Raw genomic sequence first — 18,495 nt, 5'->3', positions numbered from 1 at the left:
CAGCTTATAAGCTGACGTTTTTCATGTTATTGTGAGTGAGAAGAAGAAATGAATTTAAAGAATAAATGATCATGAATTGGAATTGCCGCTCCAATTCCTTGAGAGGTAATATTTTTTACAACAAGCCTTTTTTGATTTCCCTTTAATACAAGGTATACTTCTCCAAATGTCACTTTTCCTTTTTCATTTACCGCTGGTGTATAAGCGTATAAATATCCGAGTTGACTCGGGCTAATATTATACACTCTCTCATGTCCAGTACCATAACCAATGGTGGTTTTAAATGAAAGTGGTAATTGTACTTTTTCAAGTGCTTTGAGAAGCATCATTTTTTTCACATCTGTAGCATCTTTCATATCTGCTGTTAAATCACCTTCAACCGTCTTTTGCGTTTCTTGCTTATAGCGTAGCGGATATAGGCGATCTCCCCCTCGATTATCATACACATTGCGATTTACTTGTTTATATTCCCAATTAATCGATGTATCAATCGATTCATAGTGCAAAGCCCATTGACCTAAATAAATCTTCGCTCGGTACCCTACCGCAAGCGGCGCATTCGAAATTGTCGTTTCATTAAACATTCGAATTAAGTCCGGATTTTCAATTTTAATATTTGCTGTTTTCAATAGTTCTTGAGCAAACTTACTCGGTTGTAAGCGCGGCAAATCTTGCGCATCATTTGGAAACGTATTGTCTTTAGAAATATTTAAAACAGATGAAGGCATTTTTGTTTCTACCGTTGTCTTTGCAAAACTCATGTTAGGAAATAATAGAATAAACGAGACCATAGTTGAAAGACATATGCTGTATACTCGTTTCACCTGTCTGGCTCCTTCCTACGTAAAGGTATATATACTACTTCGTTTATTGTTTTCTCTGGGCACAATTGTTATGCCTATTTTTCATAATAAATAAAAACCAATTCCCATAATGACATACGCTGCTAATAAAGTGCCGCCTTCAAACCAGTTTGTATCTCCATCATTTGAAATCGCAATCGTTAAGAAAACAGCTGTAATCATAGAAACAAGTTCTGGTATTGTAAATACTAAAGGCATCCTTTGCGCGAAGAACATAGAAAGCAGTACTAATACAGGCGCAACAAACATAGCAATTTGCAATGTAGAACCTACTGCAATTTCTACTGCAATATTTACTTTATTTTTATAAGCCATAATAATTGCAGATGCATGTTCCGCCGCATTTCCGACAATCGCAACGATAATAACCCCTATAAATAACTCTGACCAACCAAATGATTTTGCGACCGTCTCAAATGTATGCACGAGCGCCTCTGATACATAAGCTACCGCAATTGTCGCTATCGCTAAAATGAGTAGCGCTTTACCTTTCGACCACTCTGGTTCTTCTTCATGAGCTACTTCATCACTTTTATGTTGATATACACCGCGGTGCGTAACTAACTTAAATAGCAATGCAGCAAGGTACATAATAATCATAATGATCGAGACACCAATACTTAATTGATACGTCTTTCCAGCGTCCATCTTCATTGAAAAAATCTCTGGAATAACAAATGCTACTACTACAGCAAAGATTAATAAAGCTGAATTATGCCTTGCATCATACACATTAAAACTTTGTCTTTTGTATTTAAGCCCTCCCACAAAGAACGAGAGCCCTCCTACTAATAATAAATTTCCAAGTACAGAACCCGTTAAAGAAGCTAATACCACCTCAATTAATCCTGCCTGAAGTGCAAAAATTGAAATGATTAGTTCAACAGCATTACCGAAAGTAGCATTTAATAATCCACCTATTCTAGGACCAGATACAATTGCCAAACTTTCTGTCGCTCTCCCCATAAAACCCGCTAATGCGATAATCGTAATACAATACACAGCAAACATAATTGTTTGAGGCCAATGAAGTGTTTTCCCAAGTACAGACAGTGGTACACCTATAAGCGCCACTATAAGAAATATTTTATTAAACATGCTTTCCATCCTTCCATCGTATGTATTTCTCCTCAATATTATTATTATTCTTCTCCTAACTTGTCCGATTTCATCACAATTACGTTTAAAAAATTGAATTGAAGAAAACAGTATGAAAGATGTTTAAATCATCTTGTTTAAATAGAGGAAATGTAAATTAAGAAAAGAGGGAAAAAAATATGCACTTAAAAGAAAAAATCGCAACAATTATTCAAGGACAAAGAACCGGTGTGTTATCCACTGTACGCAATGATAAGCCGCACAGTGCCTTTATGATGTTTTTCCACGAAGATTTTGTACTGTATGTTGCAACAGATCGACAATCCAAAAAGATAACAGATATCGAAAACAATCCAAATGTACATGTACTACTTGGGCGTGAAGGAAAAAAATTAGATGAAGATTATATTGAAGTAGAAGGCTTAGCCTCCATCGAGGAAGACTCCACATTAAAAAACAAGTTTTGGAATAATAGCCTAAAACGCTGGTTACTCGGTCCTGAAGATCCCAATTATGTACTAATTAAAATCAATCCCGATACAATTTATTACATCGATGGTGCCGGTACGACTGAGCCCGAGTTTTTACGACTATAAAATAAAACAAGCCCCCTTTAGGTGGGCTTGTTTTGTCGAAAAGTTCTTCTAAAAAAAACAATAAAATAGGTGGAACTTTCTAAAGATTCTGTTATATAATAGAAGTAACTTAAATAAACTGTATTAAAACAGATTGAGAGGAGAAATAAAATTGATGAAAAGAGAAGAACGCAAAAACATGATTGAGTTTATCGAAAAGAAAAAAGGGATTGAGCGTGACGAATTATTATTTATGACAGATGATGAAGTAGAACATATTTATAATGTAACGTACTTTTTATATGAGGAAATTGCAGAGTAGTATAATAATCCCCACCTTATTAAAAATATAAGGTGGGGATTATTTCGTTATTAATACATGAGAATGATTTTCATGTATAATAATGTAAGATTGGAGGAATTTTACTATGAGTTCATGGCTCTTATTCGCACTATTATCAGCAATTGCTGCTGCTCTTGTATCTATTTTCGGTAAAATTGGTTTAGATGGAATCGATGCCAATGTCGCTACGGCAGTTCGTTCTATTATTATGGCATTATTTATGGTAGGCGTTATTATTATACAAGGTAAATTTCAAAATATTGGCGACGTACTGCTAAATAAAAAAGCACTGCTCTTTATCACATTAAGTGGTGTTGCAGGTGCTTCGTCATGGCTATTTTATTTTCTTGCCCTCAAAACAGGGAAAGTTTCACAAGTGGCTCCTGTCGATAAACTAAGCGTTGTATTTTCTATCATTCTCGCTATGATTATACTCGGCGAAAAGTTAAACTTTATGACTGGTATTGGTGTTGTCTTTATTACAGCTGGTGTACTATTTATTGCCTTCAGCTAAAAAAACCGCTACTCGCGGTTTTTCTTTTTCTTTATGTAAAGCCATACGACACATGTAACAACTATTGAAATGGATATAATCCATATTCCATAATGATGTAAACTATACTCAACGAAACGCCACTTCTCTCCTAACTTCCAGCCAAGTCCAATAAAAACACTGATCCAAATAAGCGCACCACCGTAAGCGTACAAACAAAAACGCCAAAGTGTTAAATTCGACATCCCAGCAAAATATGCTGTTAAATGACGTACTCCTGGGATAAAGTAACCAATCATTAAAAGAAATGGTCCATATTTTTCAAATAAAATATGTGTTTTTTCAATGTGATGTTCCTTAATTCTAATTTTCGGCCCATATTTTTTTAAAACAGGGAGTCCAAGTTTTAAACCTAATATGTAGCTTAATGTAATCCCTAACATCGCACCAGCCATCCCACTTAAAAAAGCGGCAGTTCCTGACATAACTCCTTTTGAAACGTTATAACCAACGAAGGTCAATAAAAACTCGTCTGGTATCGGTAATCCAACAATCCCACCGGCCAAAGCTATAATAATTCCAAAATACCCATAATGTGCGATTAACTCGCCAATATGTTGTTCCATTCGGAAGACACATCCTATGCACGATCGTTATTCCACATTGTGCCCTTTCTATCTTTCAGACAAACATGGTATACATATTCACTATACATTGTTTTTATAATGAACTCTACTTCTATCCATTCCTTTAGCAGAAAGAAATTGAACCATCAATCAGTGAGGGTTTGTTCATCCTTGCTCATTTTTAGTACACATCAATCGTGCGCTAGACTCCCGCCACCTTCCCTTATATTCACCTCTTTTTGAAGTGCTAATCTTACTATCTACAAATACCGGGATTAAAAAATAAAAATTCATATGCCTATTTTTTTGTTACAATAAAGGAAAGTTACTTTTCGCAACGGTTTAACTCTCAGGAAAAATGATATACCTAGCAAAAACATAGTTTGGTCGATATAATGCAACTTCTACCTATTAAAAGAACATGCACCCTTTACATACAACATCATTTTTCTAAATTATACAGGGGGAACGAACATGACCATTGAAAATCAATTTATCCAAAAGGTTTACTATAAAACATTTTTAACAGAAGAAACTTCTACTCCAGTATCAGAAGTACTCGGTGAAGCATATATAAATGAATCTACAAATGAATTCTCCAACATTTCTAATATCCGCTTTGCTCAAGGCGAATTGTATTACCAAAATAAAGACTTTGAAGCAGCGATATTTAAATGGGAGAAAGTAAATAACGAGCTTGCACTTTGGGCAACCAAAAATATTGCAGATGCTTATTTTGAACTAGGATTCTTACCAAAAGCAGAAGAAATGTATCAATCTATCCAAACGGAAGATACAACTCTTACAATGGAAGTTTCCTTACAACTCCTTTCTCTTTATATCGAGCAAGATCGTTTAGGTCTAGCTTTTAAGACGATTAGTGAGGCTGTTGCATTTCAACCTGACTATCCAAATATTACTTCAATTGCTCGCTCATTCTATGAAAAACAAAAAGATTGGAATAACGCCATCGAACTTGCCGTTCAAGAAGGAATTCGAACAAAATCATTACACTGGTTCGATACTTTAATCAATTATGTAAATCAAGGATTTACGAAACAAATCAAACCAGAATATTTCTATGAATCTTTAAAAGCTCTATATGCAATTGATCAAGTCCAATTTAAGGAACTTGTTATTGCTCTTTGGAACAGCTATCAAAATGAAAAATCGCATCTACCTTGGATTGAAACAATCAATCATTTATTCTTACATATTGAAACAGACAACAATGACGATTGGCATGAAATTGTTGAACGTTATCAAGATACGTACTTTGAATTAATTACTGGTGAGCATTTCATGCATGAAATGCAGGGACTTGTACCCGATTTATTAACAAATTGGTTTAGTTTAACGAAAGCAAAAGACGCCCTATTTGTCTCTGCTGCAGTGTTAGCGTGGAATGAAGTTTCACCTACAACTTTAGAGTCCTTACTCGTAAAAAGTGCGGGAGCCCTACTTTCTAATTCAACAGCTGAAACAAATGTAAATATGGAAACTGTTTCTCATTTATTCGAAACAATTGCTGTATGGGCTGAAAAAAATGATGTGGATTTAAGTCATCAATTTACGTTACTCGTTCATGAACTATGTGATTTAAATGTTACACAATTACTAATAGCGGGAACTAGTGACCACGATAAATTATCATTCGTCAATTCAATATTAGGAGAGAACATCTTAACTGAGACTATAACAACTCCTATTCTATTTAAAGATGATAGCCAAACTGAAATAACAGAATTTACTGCGTTAGATGTACACAATATACCGAACTTTGATGAATTCCATCAAATAATGGCTACATCTGACCAGTCAGAACTTGAGAATAAATGTATAGAAATTAAATTACCAAGTAGATTTTTAAGAAAAAATAAGTTTTCATTCCTTGTTACGCCATCTGTTCAAGGACAAGTGGATAAAAACAGCTCATATTTTGAATACTTACAAGCGGCAGATAGCCTTATTTACGTATTAAATTCTGCTTCATCGTTACACGGTGAAGAGCTTGATACATTACTTTATTTACGTGAACAAGTACCAAACTTACAAATTCATTTCGTACTACACACAAATAGTGCGGACAAGAATGAAAAACTAATGAGTAAGATTAAAGTCCATTTCCCAAATGCACAATTCTTCCCATACTCTCCTTCACAAGAGAGTAGCCAGCAACTTGGGGACGTGACAGAGTCTATTCTTTCTAATCTAGCAACACGCGATATAGAACAAGAACGTATAAAAAAACTAATATGGTTTACTCAAAAGACAATCGCATACCTTGTAAATGAACGTGTGGAATTAGAAAATACATTAGTGAAATCAGTACGCTGGAATAAACATATCTCAGTAAAACTAAATGGATTTATTAACAATCTTACCGCTCTTGAAAAAGATAAAATTCGTTCTATTACAGAATCTTATCTTTTAACGAAAGAAGAAATCACACGAGATATCCATTCTCAAATTCCTGAATTATTACAGAGTTGCTCTGACCTTGTTCAAGAAGATAGTGATTTCAAATTAGTTCATGAAGAATTAAATACTGCGATGAACGAACGAATTCAAAAACATGTACAGCAAGTGCTTCTCCCTAAATTTACTGGGTTTATTCAAGAGTGGATTGAAACAGCGCATAATGAATTTATTCAAGCTCAATCTTATTTAGATGAAATGAGTGAAACGTTTAATAAATTATATAAAGAAGAACGCATGAAACTTCCTTGCGATTTCAAATTACTAGATGATTGGCATCGAGATGTTGTACGCATGACCAATAGAATTACAGTATCGAATATCAATATTTTATTACGTTTTACACCGACACAATTTTTCTTAAAGAGTGCAGGAAAACTATTTGGTAACATGCAAAAAAATCAATCTATGCTTGCAAACAAATATAAACAATACATTGAAACGGAAGACTATACGGAAATTGCTCAAACAATCTCAAAACAATTCTTCCTTCAATTTGAAGTATTTGAAGGCGCATTAGAACGAGATATCATGATGTTCTTTAAAGATCCACTTAGCATATTGAAACAAAATGTAGAAGCCGCTCAACTTGAAATACAGGAAGACGAGCAAACATTAGCAACGTTAAGAAGCAACCCAGAAACTTATCACGATCCGTTAGCATTCTTTAAACTGCAACTATTGCAGCACAAATTCATTTTAAGTACGCACAAAAACAATGAAGACGTCTATGAATTTAATGAGTCTCCTACGATTTAACAGAAAAAACCAAGCAAACTGAAATTTGCTTGGTTTTTTTACTTTAATTTATTATTTCCATATGTTCAAATGGATAATAAATTGCCGCTAATTCTCCTAATACATCAGCCTCATCAATGAGTCCTAAACCATTTCTACTATCTCTGCTTATTAAGCGATTATCTCCCATAACAAAAATCTTATTTTTAGGAACTGTAATCGGTCCAAAGTCTTCTGTTAAATTCATAAGTTTCTTTTCAGCTTGTTTTTTATTACTTTGCAAATACGCTTCCTCTATTACTTCATGATTCACATATAATTGATCATTTCTCACCTCAATGACATCGCCAGGCAAACCAATAACCCTTTTTACATAAAAGTTATCCGTCTTCACAACAATAATATCTTCTCTTCCATAACTTTCAAATTGCTTTGCCAACTTATTCACAATTACCTTATCCCCATCTTGTAACGTTGGCTTCATGGACGCTCCTTTTACAGTCGTAGGAAAAAACACGAAAATTTTTGCCAAAAACACCAACAAACATGCAATTGCAATTGTTCCAAAGAATTCACGCCAACGTTTTTTCTTTTGCATCATTCCACCATCTCATCATCTTTTTACTTTTATTATAAAGACTTCAACTACTTAATTTCTATAAAATTCTGAATTGTAAAATTAAAATATTAAAAACTTTAAAATAACATCCTCATAAAATCCTTATTTTTATATACCATATTTTATATTTACCTCACTATTTATAGACAGTAAAATTTGGTTGAAGCAAAATAGTAAAAAAGATACTCTCCAAATAGTCTATCTACTATTTGGAGAGTATCTTTTTATATTCCCACATATACAATACACATTTGAGCCGCTACATATGTAAACCAAATCCAAAGTGGTTCATACTTTAATTTGCGCCCTCCAATATCTGTCACGCCAATAATAAAATCAGAAATTACAAATAGTAAACCACCAAAAGCTGGTATCCACCATATTCCTGTATTCTCATAGTATAAGGCGAATGCAAAGCAAGCCATTCCTCCAACCCACAATCCGTAAATTAGCGCTCCTATCGTAAATAATTTATCTTGTTTCTCATTTCGGATAAAGAAGAACCATCCTATAATGAGAAAGAGCCCGTATACGAGTAAACCAATCCAAAAACCATTCCATGAAATGCCCGTTTGCAAAAATGCTTTTACATAAAAACAATGAGCAAGAGCGAAAGTAATCATCCCTCCAATTAACCTGTGACCAATTGGAATCAAACCTGCCATAAATAAATCTCCTACAGTTGATAACGTCATACCTAGTGCAACCCACGTACTATACGCTACTGATGGATCTTGTAACCATATCCAAATTGCACTTGCTGTTAAAGAAAAACTAAGAATAAGACGCACCGCTAAAGGTAACGGCATATTATTTCTTGTTTTTTTCGTCTGCCCTATTGCGTACATTGCACCAATTAGAAAAAGAATGATTTGTGCAATTAACACCATGTAAAGTAGATTCATAATATGTTCTCCTCAATAAATACTTTTTGTATCTTTTTTCGTGACACCTAGTCTATTATCCTTTTTCTAAAAAAAAAATAGAAGAACAGTACTGTTCTTCCATTGTAATCGTTTTCCCATTATCTATGCTACTTGTTTTTCTTGCTCTATTTTTTGCTTAGCTGGCGTCCGATTCACCACGATAATTCCCGCGGCTACACATGCTAAACCGAATAGTACAAATGAATGAATTGCTTCGCCTAAAATCATGCTCGATAATAACACACCAAATACGGGTATAAAGAACATGTACATGGATACTTTTCCAACCTTGTTATACTTCATAATTGTATTCCAAATGCAAAATCCTGCTGCAGATAAGAAAGATAAGTAGATCAGCATAAATATTGCATGTACACTAAATGTAAAAGGCATAATTCCAACTTGCAAAGCACCTATACATAATAGTCCGATAGAACCAAAAATCATTTGGTATGCTGTCATATAGCCGACATCTAACGTTTTACTACCTTCTTTCGCCAATATGTTCCCATATGAATATAGCATTGCTGCACTAAGAAGTAATAAGCTACCGATTCCGAAATGGAATGACAAACTAACATCACTCGGTACATTTACCAAAACAACACCACAAAAGCCGATAGAAACTCCAATTATTTTCCTCATATTGAGAGCATCATCTTTATATAAAAAGTGAGCAAGTAAAATTTGAAAGAATGATGATGTTCCTGAAATGATAGCTCCTTCAATACCAGAACTATAACTCATTCCAATATAAAAACATATATATTGAAGAAATGTTTGAAATAAACCAATTTGTACTAACTGCTTACCCGTTCCTTTTTTGAAGCTCATATCTTTTCCTAACACTTTAAAGAATAATAAGAGCATGACTCCAGATAAAAAGAAACGATAACCAGCAAATAATATTTGCTCTCCAACTTCTTGTGGCTGAATTCCAAGTTCAGCATAACTTAATTTAATAAAAGGGAATGCGCTCCCCCATAAAAAAGTCGCTACTATTGCAGCAATTAGTACGCCAATCGGATGGGTAAAAAATTTCTCTGTCTTCACTTGTTGTCTTCCTTTCCGATCTTTTTATGAACAATATTCATATATACCAAAGGAAGTGTGAAAACACAAGTTTTCAGTTTATACGCAAACAAAAACATACCATCTAACGAAAACATATGCTATACTATAGAATAATTACAACATAATAACTATTAAAATCAGATTCAACAGAAATGCTGCTATCCATTATGGATGGCAGCTTTCGTCGTTTTATAGGGGTTTCGATTTTGATTCTTTTTCTCAATAAGAATTTGGAAGGAGCGAGTAGTAATGAACTCAGAAGTAAAAACATTACAAGTACAAAAGTCTATTTCTCATCCCTCTTTATGGGATACATTAAAGAAACATCATGAACTTATATTTGCAATCGCATCTGGTATTTTCATTTTAGCTGGTTGGTTATTCACAAAGAACGATGCAATGAATGTAGGCATTACTTGCTATATCCTTGCTTATATAGTTGGTGGATATGCAAAAGCGAAAGAAGGTATTGAAGATACAATTGAAGAGAAAGAGCTAAATGTCGAAATGCTCATGCTCTTTGCTGCTATCGGTGCTGCAATTATCGGCTATTGGGCAGAAGGTGCCATTTTAATCTTTATCTTCGCACTAAGCGGTGCAATGGAATCTTATACATTAAGTAAAAGCCAAAAAGAAATTTCAGCCCTTCTTGATTTACAACCTGAAGAAGCATTACGTATTTCAAATGGAACGGAAGAACGTATTCCTGTTGGACGATTACAAATTAACGACATTATTTTAATTAAGCCAGGTGAGCGCGTTCCCGCTGACGGTACGATTCATAACGGTGAAACAAATATCGATGAGGCAGCGATTACTGGTGAACCTATTCCAAATGAGAAAAAACATGGCGATGAAGTATTTGCTGGTACTGTAAATTTACGTGGTGCTATCGAAGTTAAAATTACGAAGCCAAGTGATCAAACATTATTCCAAAAGATTATCCGTCTCGTTCAAAGTGCACAAAGTGAAAAATCACCATCACAACTATTCATCGAAAAGTTTGAAGGCACATATGTAAAAGGTGTACTACTCGTTGTTGCGCTTATGATGTTCGTCCCTCATTTCTTACTGGATTGGAGCTGGAATGAAACGTTTTATCGCGCTATGATCTTACTTGTAGTCGCATCTCCTTGTGCACTCGTTGCTGCCATTACACCAGCAACATTATCTGCAATTTCTAACGGAGCAAGAAATGGAATTCTCTTTAAAGGTGGCATACATTTAGAGCGCCTCGCTTCAGTAAAAGCAATTGCCTTTGATAAAACAGGGACATTAACAGAAGGTAAACCTACCGTAACAGATGTATATGTTCGAGAAAATATGACAGAAAAAGAAGTACTTTCTATTACAGCAGCAATTGAAAGTCACTCTACACATCCTTTAGCTGAATCTATTGTGAAGTATGCACAACATGCGTATGACATTACATTAAAAAAACCAGAAAACGTTGAAGATGTAACTGGTTTTGGGCTAAAAGGAACATTCGAAAACAAAGCTTATAAAATAGGTAAAGCTGATTTTATCGGTGAAGAAACAAAGACATTTCATAATGGTATTTCTGCTTCCCTTGAAAAAGAAGGTAAAACTGTCGTTTATATTAGTGACGAGGATGGCATCCTTGGACTTATCGCTTTAAAAGATACACTTCGCCAAGAAACGATAGCTGCGATTCGCGAATTACAAAGCATCGGTGTCGAAGCAATTATGATTACTGGTGATAATGAAGAAACAGCAAAAGCAATTGCCTCTGAAAGTAATATAAAGGAATATTACGCATCATGCTTACCAGAAACAAAAGTGGAAACGATTAAAAAGCTAAAAGAAAAATACGGGACAGTAGCAATGGTCGGAGATGGTATAAATGATGCCCCTGCACTCGCTACTGCTAGCATTGGTGTAGCAATGGGTGAAGGAACAGACGTAGCTTTAGAAACTGCAGACGTTGTACTTATGAAGAACGAATTATATCGCCTTTCCCAAGCAATCCGTTTATCAAAACGAATGAACCGTATTGTAAAGCAAAACGTAATCTTTTCACTAGCTGTAATTGCAATGCTAATTTGTTCCAACTTCTTGCAATTTTTAGCTCTTCCATTCGGTGTTATTGGGCATGAAGGAAGTACGATTCTTGTTATTTTAAACGGGTTACGATTATTAAAAGGAAACAATTAAAACGGGTCCCTCATAAAGGACCCGCTTTTTTTTTAATGGTAGCTATTATGTCCGTTCGCACTACCACTCGTTTTATGCTTTGGATGCGAACTGCTCTTTTGTTTATTGTTATTTTTATTGTTGTGATTCTTTTTATTATTACTCATGAACTATCCCCCCTGTTCCTTATTATTATGGAACAAGAAGTCACTTTTCATTACGGGAATTATTGTCACCCGTCCTATAATGATGGAGTAAACCATTAATTTCGCCGCCAAGTAAAATTACCCATCCAGTTAAATAAAACCATAACATTAAAATAATGATACCACCGAGACCACCATATGTATTCGCGTAATTTGCAAACTTATCTACATAATAAGCAAATGAGTACGATACCACAATCCATCCTACAGTAGCAAATGTTGCTCCTGAAATGACTTCTCTTCTTTTTAACTTTCGATCTGGTGCAAATGTATATAAAAAACTAAACAACGCAAATAGTACGAAGAAACTCGCTACTAACCTTGTAATGCTCCACACGTATGAAAAACTATCCGATAAACCAATTGCTTTAAATACCGCTGCTCCAATGACTTGTCCAAACACTGGAACAATTAGCGCAAACACAATCATAAAAATAATCGCTAATGTAAATACAATTGATAAAGCTCTCGTTTTAATAAAAGAACGCGTTTCTGTTACATCATACGCACGGTTAAAAGCATTCATAACCGCATTTACCCCATTTGAAGCAAACCATAACATTGACAATAAACCAAATGATAATAAACCACCATTTTGCTCATTTACAACTTTATCCACGTTTACTTCAATTAAGGACATTGCATCTTCGGGTACGTACGGTTCTAATAAATTGAGCACACTTTCTGTTTGAAGGTCAATGAATCCAAGAAGCGTAATTAAGAAAACAAGCCCAGGAAAAATCGCAAGCAAGAAGAAATAAGCGAGCTGTGCTGCCAAGCCCGCTACATCATCGCGCATCGTCCGGTCATACAAATCTTTACCAAACGAATACGTACGATTTCTTCTTACCTTTTCTAAAATTTTTCTCATATATGTTTAAACGCTTTTCTTCTCTTCTTTATCTTGCTTCAACTCAATGTACGCTTCAGTTTTTTTTTCCTCAACATTAGAGTCTTTCATAAATAGTTCACGCGCTTCTTTCATACCGCCATCTTCAGCAACTACTGGCTCTTCTTCTACTTTCAGTTCATCTACTTTTGGAGATACAGCTTGAATTTCAATCGTTTCTGGCTTCTCTGCTGGCTCAACTTTTTTCTTACTAAAAATTTCTTTCGTTTCTTTTAACGTTTCTACAACAGAAGGCGTCAATTTTTTAATTTCTGCTACTTTCGCTTTCACTACATTTAAATCAGCAAGTTCGCGTCCTTTATCTGTAACAGTTTGCACTTTTTCTTTGATCTTTGCATTTTCACCGATTTCAATCATCTTTGTTTTTGCTTTTTCTGCAGTATTTTTTACTTTTTCACGGTTTTCTTTCTTCAACATAGATACAGCTACACCTGCAGCTACACCAATCGCAATGTTTCGAGCAATATTATTTTTCTTTGCCATATTCCTTCACCCTTTCATTTCTTATGTTAGAAAGTATTTCTTTCTAAGCTTCCTCATATTCCTTGTTCATTTCGAATGAAAGCTAATAGCTTTGCACACCCTTCTGTTACAAGGTCATATACTTCTTGGAAATTCCCTGTATAGTAAGGGTCGGGAACGTCTGCCCAGCCACCGTCTGGAACAAAATCGGACAGCCTACCAATATAGCCTCCAGTTTTACCTAAACTTTTTAAATCTGCTATATTCTTGTTGTCCATGGCAATAATATAATCAAACTTTGTTAAGTCTTCTTTTTCTACTTGCCTTGCTTTAATTCCTTCAAAAGTGACTGCATTTTCTTTTAAAATTTTTTGTGTTCCTTTATGTGGCGGATGGCCAACATGCCAATCTCCAGTTCCTGCAGAATCAATGACAATTTTCTCTTCTAGCCCCTCTTTTACGACAAGATCTCGAAAAATCGCTTCTGCCATTGGAGAACGGCAAATGTTCCCAAGACAAACAAACAATACTTGAACCATATTTTTGTTTCTTCCCTTCTTGGTGCATTTCTTAATATATACTTATAGTATAAACAACCAATTATTAAATATAAAGGAAATCCCTACTAATTTAATAGGATTGAAAAGATTCGTTAACGAAAATGATAAAAAATGTTAAGATAACCTTATGTTATTTTAAAGGGGGACACTTCGGTGGATTTATCCGTAAAGTCAGAAGAAAACGTTGAATATATGGTCGAAGCTATTAAAGAAAAATTACGTATGGTTAATGCTGGAGCAATGAGAGCTGCTAGCTTTAATGAAGAAATGTACGAAGACTTACGTGACATTTATGAGCATGTTATGAAACGTGAAACATTCAGCATTAGTGAAATGCAAGCTATTACAGAAGAATTAGGTACATTAATTAAAAAGTAAAAAAAGCCTCTCTTATATGAGGCTCTTTTTTATTTCCAACAAATTCATGACAACTCTTCTCTTTCCCTCAACCAACTGTAAAATATTGTACAATAGAAGTAGAACCTCATCTTAGATTTTTTCTCCATACATACTACTCACAAATAATAGCAACACTACCATTGCTAACTGTTTTTACTGGAGGTGCTTACTTATGAGCAATTGGTACAGTAAGACGAAAAATCAAACATTAATCGACTTAGAAACAAACGAACAACACGGTTTAACAGAAGAAATTGTAAATGAACGTTTAAAGCAATACGGTGCTAATGAATTAGCTACAAAACAAAAACGCTCTTTATGGCAGCGTATTTTTGCCCAAATTAATGACGTCCTCGTATATGTCCTTATTATTGCTGCCCTTATTTCTGCCTTTGTAGGTGAATGGGCTGATGCAAGTATTATTGCGCTTGTTGTAGTTTTAAATGCTGTTATCGGCGTCGTCCAAGAATCGAAAGCAGAACAAGCCTTAGAGGCATTGAAAAAGATGGCGACACCTAAAGCTATCGTCAAGCGAGATGGTGAACTAAAAGAAATTCCATCTGAACACGTCGTTCCAGGTGATATCGTTATGCTCGACGCCGGACGATATATCCCATGCGATTTACGCCTTATCGAAACCGCAAATTTAAAAGTTGAAGAATCTGCTCTAACTGGTGAATCTGTCCCTGTTGATAAAGATGCAATCTACCACCCTTCCATGCAAAGTGATGAACAAGTACCACTCGGCGATCAAAAAAATATGGCCTTTATGTCTACTCTTGTAACATACGGAAGAGGCGTCGGTGTTGCTGTTGAAACTGGAATGAACTCACAAATTGGTAAGATTGCTACCCTGTTACATGAAGCAGACGATGATATGACACCACTTCAAAAAAGCTTAGCACAAGTCGGAAAGTATTTAGGATTTGTTGCTGTAGCTATTTGTATCGTTATGTTTCTCATCGGCTTTTTACAAGGACGAGATACACTAGAAATGTTTATGACTGCTATTAGTTTAGCTGTTGCAGCTATTCCAGAAGGTTTGCCAGCTATCGTTTCCATCGTTCTTGCAATTGGTGTGCAGCGCATGATTAAACAAAATGTTATCATTCGGAAGCTACCAGCTGTTGAAGCTCTCGGTTCTGTTACAATTATTTGTTCAGATAAAACAGGTACGTTAACACAAAATAAAATGACCGTTACTCACTTTTATAGTGATAACACATACGATCAATTAGAACGTTTAAATGTAAATAATGATACACAACGTCTATTGTTAGAAAATATGGTGCTATGTAATGATGCGTCTTACAACAATGAATCACAAACGGGGGACCCGACTGAAATTGCCCTTCTTGTTGCCGGAAGCACTTTTAACATGCAAAAAGATCATTTAGAAAAAATACATGAACGTGTTAATGAGCTACCTTTCGATTCAGATCGTAAAATGATGTCAACCGTGCATACATACGATGAAAGCTACTATAGCATGACGAAAGGTGCTATCGATAAACTGTTACCTCTATGTACCCACATATTTAAAAACGGTAAAATCGAGGGTCTAACAGAGGATGATAAAAATCAAATATTAGAAGCTGCTGAGGTAATGTCTCAAGAAGCTTTAAGAGTACTTTCATTCGCATTTAAACAGTACAACTCAAGCGATGTGGATATAGATCATCTTGAAGAAAACCTCATCTTTATTGGTCTTGTCGGTATGATTGATCCACCGCGAACTGAAGTAAAAGACTCAATTTCAGAATGTAAAAAAGCTGGTATTCGTACAGTTATGATTACTGGTGACCATAAAGATACTGCCTTTGCCATTGCCAAAGAACTTGGCATTGCTGAAGAAATATCTGAAATTATGATTGGAACTGAATTAGATAACATTTCAGATACAGAACTAGCAAACAAAATTAATCACTTACATGTATTCGCTAGGGTCTCTCCAGAACATAAAGTAAAGATTGTAAAAGCATTACGCGCGAAAGGAAATATCGTTTCTATGACTGGTGATGGTGTCAATGATGCTCCCTCTTTAAAGCAAGCCGATGTTGGTGTAGCGATGGGCATTACAGGAACAGACGTTGCAAAAGGGGCAGCGGATGTCGTATTAACAGACGATAATTTCTCATCTATCGTGAAAGCTGTTGAGGAAGGTAGAAACATTTATCGTAACATAAAAAAATCAATCCTCTTCCTACTCTCTTGTAACTTTGGAGAAATTATCGCTTTATTTTTAGCAATTTTACTTGGCTGGGCGACACCATTACGACCAATTCACATTTTGTGGGTGAATTTAATTACAGATACACTACCTGCATTGTCACTTGGCGTTGATCCTGAAGATCCTGACGTGATGAAGGAAAAACCACGACATGCGAAAGAAAGCTTATTTAGCGGTAGCGTTCCTTTTCTTATTTTCAATGGGTTTGTCATTGGACTTTTAACGCTAATAGCCTTTATCGCCGGAGCAAAGTTCTATACTGGAGATACAAATTTATTTCCTCTTTTCCCAGAGCGAATTGATGAAGATGCTCTATTACATGCTCAAACGATGGCATTTGTTGTTCTTAGTTTTTCTCAGCTTGTTCATTCATTTAACTTGCGCTCAAGAACGAAATCGATTTTTTCAATTGGGATTTTTACAAATAAATATTTAGTCTTCTCCCTTCTTATCGGTGTTCTTATGCAAGTTTGTATCATCTCCATCCCGCCCCTTGCAAATATATTCGGTGTGCATGCATTAACGATGCGAGATTGGGGATTTGTTCTTTTATTAAGTATCATTCCGCTTGTTGTGAATGAGTTCATTAAATTAGTGAAGCGAAACTAAAAGGCAATGAGGATTAATCCTCATTGCCTTTTCATTTATCCTTGCAATTCTTTTTTTATGTTCTCTGTTAATGTAGCCATACGCTTACGACTTTCTTCACGCTCACGCTTGTTTTGCTCTTCAATTTGTTGTGTTTCTTGCATACCTCTTGAAATAATGTTCCAAGTTTCCTCAAGTGTTTCCATCTTAATACTAGAAGAGCCTGATAATCTGGCTACTTCCACACTTTGCGTTGCGATATTTTGTGCATTTTTCTTAAGTAATTCATTTGTGCGGCGATCCAGTTCAGCCATAGAATCTGCAACAAGCTTTTGGCGCTTCGCATTTACCGCCTGAATAATACCATTTTTAAAGATCGGAATCGTCGTAATAAATGCTGTATTGATTTTACCAATTAATTTATTGTTACCACGTTGAATCATACGAATTTGTGGTGCTGTAAGTAAAGCAACCATACGTGCCTTTTCTAAATCATCGATACGTTGTTCTAGAATTTCAACAGAGTTTTTAAGCGATTCTAATTCAATACCTGCTAATTGATCATTATTACGTACACGCTCTTCATACATCGGAACCAACTCTGTATTTAAACGCTCTAATAACATTTCTCCTGCTACTACGTATTTTTCTAAGTCTAAATAATATTTTAAGTTTTGCTCATATAAACCATCTAACGTACCAATTGATTTTTTCATTTCATCTTGATACTTCGTAATTTCCACATACACTTTATCAATTTCACGGCCCATCGTTTGATACTTGCTAAAGATTTGTTCAATCATTTTATCCGCTTTTTTGAACATACGTGAGAAGAAACCACTTTTCTCTTCCGCAAAGTCTTTGCTATCGAATCGGTCCATAATTTTACCAAGTTGTTTTAATAATTCACCAGAGTCTTCTATTTTTGATAATGACATCGTATGTAAAATTTGATCAGCAAAACGTGAAATTTCCATAGAAGGTTCTTTTCCAAGTTCAATTAATTCTAATTGATCTTTAATATCTACTGCATTATAAATACGTTGTACATCCGCATCTTGTCTAAGTTGCAAGCGCACATCTTGTGCTGTTTGCTCATTTAATTCTGTTTTCGAATCTAGTACGACTGGGTTATTCATATGGTATTCTCCCT

General features: G+C 35.1%; 17 protein-coding genes. 7 read left to right on the top strand and 10 right to left on the bottom strand.

What is annotated here, in order from left to right; all coding sequences use genetic code 11:
* Positions 1–26 precede the first annotated feature (26 nt).
* Together ACVWY7_RS17580 and cax are read right to left on the bottom strand one after the other, a co-directional pair.
* The gene (locus ACVWY7_RS17580) at positions 27–824 is read right to left on the bottom strand and encodes a YfkD famly protein (RefSeq protein ID WP_002080269.1); all 798 of its coding nucleotides are present in this window, start codon (positions 822–824) and stop codon (positions 27–29) included.
* A gap of 81 nt (positions 825–905) precedes the next feature.
* Positions 906–1,961, bottom strand: coding sequence for a calcium/proton exchanger (gene cax / locus ACVWY7_RS17575; protein ID WP_000482146.1), 1,056 nt, complete (start codon positions 1,959–1,961; stop codon positions 906–908).
* 179 nt (positions 1,962–2,140) lie between these two features.
* Here cax and ACVWY7_RS17570 point away from each other — a divergent pair, with 179 nt between their 5' ends.
* From ACVWY7_RS17570 to ACVWY7_RS17560, 3 genes are all read left to right on the top strand, one after another.
* The gene (locus tag ACVWY7_RS17570) at positions 2,141–2,557 is read left to right on the top strand and encodes a pyridoxamine 5'-phosphate oxidase family protein (RefSeq protein WP_000550210.1); all 417 of its coding nucleotides are present in this window, start codon (positions 2,141–2,143) and stop codon (positions 2,555–2,557) included.
* Positions 2,558–2,711: 154 nt separating this feature from the next.
* Positions 2,712–2,858, top strand: a complete 147-nt coding sequence (locus tag ACVWY7_RS17565) for a BH0509 family protein (RefSeq protein WP_000817786.1) — start codon at positions 2,712–2,714, stop codon at positions 2,856–2,858.
* Between the two features lie 106 nt (positions 2,859–2,964).
* The gene (locus tag ACVWY7_RS17560; protein ID WP_000100299.1) at positions 2,965–3,393 is read left to right on the top strand and encodes an EamA family transporter; all 429 of its coding nucleotides are present in this window, start codon (positions 2,965–2,967) and stop codon (positions 3,391–3,393) included.
* Between the two features lie 8 nt (positions 3,394–3,401).
* On the opposite strand, the gene ACVWY7_RS17555 is transcribed toward ACVWY7_RS17560, so the two are convergent.
* A complete protein-coding gene (locus ACVWY7_RS17555) occupies positions 3,402–3,998 on the bottom strand; it encodes a DedA family protein (RefSeq protein ID WP_000434861.1) in 597 nt (198 codons plus the stop codon).
* Positions 3,999–4,472: 474 nt separating this feature from the next.
* Between ACVWY7_RS17555 and ACVWY7_RS17550 the strand changes: the two genes are divergently transcribed.
* The gene (locus ACVWY7_RS17550; RefSeq protein ID WP_105989383.1) at positions 4,473–7,235 is read left to right on the top strand and encodes a tetratricopeptide repeat protein; all 2,763 of its coding nucleotides are present in this window, start codon (positions 4,473–4,475) and stop codon (positions 7,233–7,235) included.
* Between the two features lie 43 nt (positions 7,236–7,278).
* Here the strand turns inward: ACVWY7_RS17550 and lepB are convergent, their stop codons facing one another.
* From lepB to ACVWY7_RS17535, 3 genes are all read right to left on the bottom strand, one after another.
* Entirely contained in the window at positions 7,279–7,815 is a 537-nt protein-coding gene (gene lepB, locus ACVWY7_RS17545) for a signal peptidase I (protein WP_456523879.1), read from the bottom strand.
* 242 nt (positions 7,816–8,057) lie between these two features.
* A complete protein-coding gene (locus tag ACVWY7_RS17540; protein WP_001051042.1) occupies positions 8,058–8,738 on the bottom strand; it encodes a lysoplasmalogenase in 681 nt (226 codons plus the stop codon).
* 123 nt (positions 8,739–8,861) lie between these two features.
* Complete coding sequence (locus ACVWY7_RS17535; protein ID WP_000845723.1) at positions 8,862–9,812, bottom strand: DMT family transporter; 951 nt, start codon at positions 9,810–9,812, stop codon at positions 8,862–8,864.
* A 270-nt stretch (positions 9,813–10,082) separates the two neighbouring features.
* On the opposite strand from ACVWY7_RS17535, the gene ACVWY7_RS17530 reads away from it, so the two are divergent.
* Positions 10,083–12,008 carry a heavy metal translocating P-type ATPase gene (locus ACVWY7_RS17530; protein WP_456523878.1) on the top strand — a complete coding sequence of 642 codons (1,926 nt, stop codon included), beginning with the start codon at positions 10,083–10,085 and terminating at the stop codon, positions 12,006–12,008.
* A gap of 186 nt (positions 12,009–12,194) precedes the next feature.
* Here ACVWY7_RS17530 and ACVWY7_RS17525 read toward each other — a convergent pair whose 3' ends face one another.
* Genes ACVWY7_RS17525 through ACVWY7_RS17515 form a run of 3 tightly spaced genes read right to left on the bottom strand, consistent with a single transcriptional unit; the run spans position 12,195 to position 14,104 of the window.
* Positions 12,195–13,064: a YihY/virulence factor BrkB family protein gene (locus tag ACVWY7_RS17525; protein ID WP_001226530.1), complete on the bottom strand. Its 870-nt coding sequence runs from the start codon at positions 13,062–13,064 to the stop codon at positions 12,195–12,197.
* Positions 13,065–13,070: 6 nt separating this feature from the next.
* Positions 13,071–13,586 (bottom strand): DUF4075 domain-containing protein, encoded by a 516-nt coding sequence (locus ACVWY7_RS17520; RefSeq protein ID WP_001085396.1) that lies wholly within the window; start codon positions 13,584–13,586, stop codon positions 13,071–13,073.
* 53 nt (positions 13,587–13,639) lie between these two features.
* Complete coding sequence (locus ACVWY7_RS17515) at positions 13,640–14,104, bottom strand: low molecular weight protein-tyrosine-phosphatase (RefSeq protein ID WP_000250908.1); 465 nt, start codon at positions 14,102–14,104, stop codon at positions 13,640–13,642.
* Positions 14,105–14,278: 174 nt separating this feature from the next.
* Here ACVWY7_RS17515 and ACVWY7_RS17510 point away from each other — a divergent pair, with 174 nt between their 5' ends.
* The gene (locus ACVWY7_RS17510; RefSeq protein WP_000366197.1) at positions 14,279–14,503 is read left to right on the top strand and encodes a DUF1128 domain-containing protein; all 225 of its coding nucleotides are present in this window, start codon (positions 14,279–14,281) and stop codon (positions 14,501–14,503) included.
* A 193-nt stretch (positions 14,504–14,696) separates the two neighbouring features.
* Complete coding sequence (locus ACVWY7_RS17505) at positions 14,697–17,363, top strand: cation-translocating P-type ATPase (protein WP_000073735.1); 2,667 nt, start codon at positions 14,697–14,699, stop codon at positions 17,361–17,363.
* A gap of 35 nt (positions 17,364–17,398) precedes the next feature.
* Here the strand turns inward: ACVWY7_RS17505 and ACVWY7_RS17500 are convergent, their stop codons facing one another.
* Complete coding sequence (locus ACVWY7_RS17500) at positions 17,399–18,481, bottom strand: toxic anion resistance protein (RefSeq protein ID WP_001064413.1); 1,083 nt, start codon at positions 18,479–18,481, stop codon at positions 17,399–17,401.
* Positions 18,482–18,495: the final 14 nt, after the last annotated feature.

The sequence above is a fragment of the Bacillus sp. TE9106W genome (assembly GCF_054062215.1).
Note: the sequence above shows the minus strand (reverse complement) of the source record. Positions and strands in the feature narration are given on the sequence as shown.

Bases quoted from the DNA above. Each gene is read 5' to 3' on its own strand.
- cax (WP_000482146.1), bottom strand. From the start codon at position 1,961: ATGTTTAATAAAATATTTCTTATAGTGGCGCTTATAGGTGTACCACTG.
- ACVWY7_RS17570 (WP_000550210.1), top strand. From the start codon at position 2,141: ATGCACTTAAAAGAAAAAATCGCAACAATTATTCAAGGACAAAGAACC.
- ACVWY7_RS17565 (WP_000817786.1), top strand. From the start codon at position 2,712: ATGAAAAGAGAAGAACGCAAAAACATGATTGAGTTTATCGAAAAGAAA.
- ACVWY7_RS17560 (WP_000100299.1), top strand. From the start codon at position 2,965: ATGAGTTCATGGCTCTTATTCGCACTATTATCAGCAATTGCTGCTGCT.
- ACVWY7_RS17555 (WP_000434861.1), bottom strand. From the start codon at position 3,998: ATGGAACAACATATTGGCGAGTTAATCGCACATTATGGGTATTTTGGA.
- ACVWY7_RS17550 (WP_105989383.1), top strand. From the start codon at position 4,473: ATGACCATTGAAAATCAATTTATCCAAAAGGTTTACTATAAAACATTT.
- lepB (WP_456523879.1), bottom strand. From the start codon at position 7,815: ATGATGCAAAAGAAAAAACGTTGGCGTGAATTCTTTGGAACAATTGCA.
- ACVWY7_RS17540 (WP_001051042.1), bottom strand. From the start codon at position 8,738: ATGAATCTACTTTACATGGTGTTAATTGCACAAATCATTCTTTTTCTA.
- ACVWY7_RS17530 (WP_456523878.1), top strand. From the start codon at position 10,083: ATGAACTCAGAAGTAAAAACATTACAAGTACAAAAGTCTATTTCTCAT.
- ACVWY7_RS17525 (WP_001226530.1), bottom strand. From the start codon at position 13,064: ATGAGAAAAATTTTAGAAAAGGTAAGAAGAAATCGTACGTATTCGTTT.
- ACVWY7_RS17520 (WP_001085396.1), bottom strand. From the start codon at position 13,586: ATGGCAAAGAAAAATAATATTGCTCGAAACATTGCGATTGGTGTAGCT.
- ACVWY7_RS17515 (WP_000250908.1), bottom strand. From the start codon at position 14,104: ATGGTTCAAGTATTGTTTGTTTGTCTTGGGAACATTTGCCGTTCTCCA.
- ACVWY7_RS17505 (WP_000073735.1), top strand. From the start codon at position 14,697: ATGAGCAATTGGTACAGTAAGACGAAAAATCAAACATTAATCGACTTA.
- ACVWY7_RS17500 (WP_001064413.1), bottom strand. From the start codon at position 18,481: ATGAATAACCCAGTCGTACTAGATTCGAAAACAGAATTAAATGAGCAA.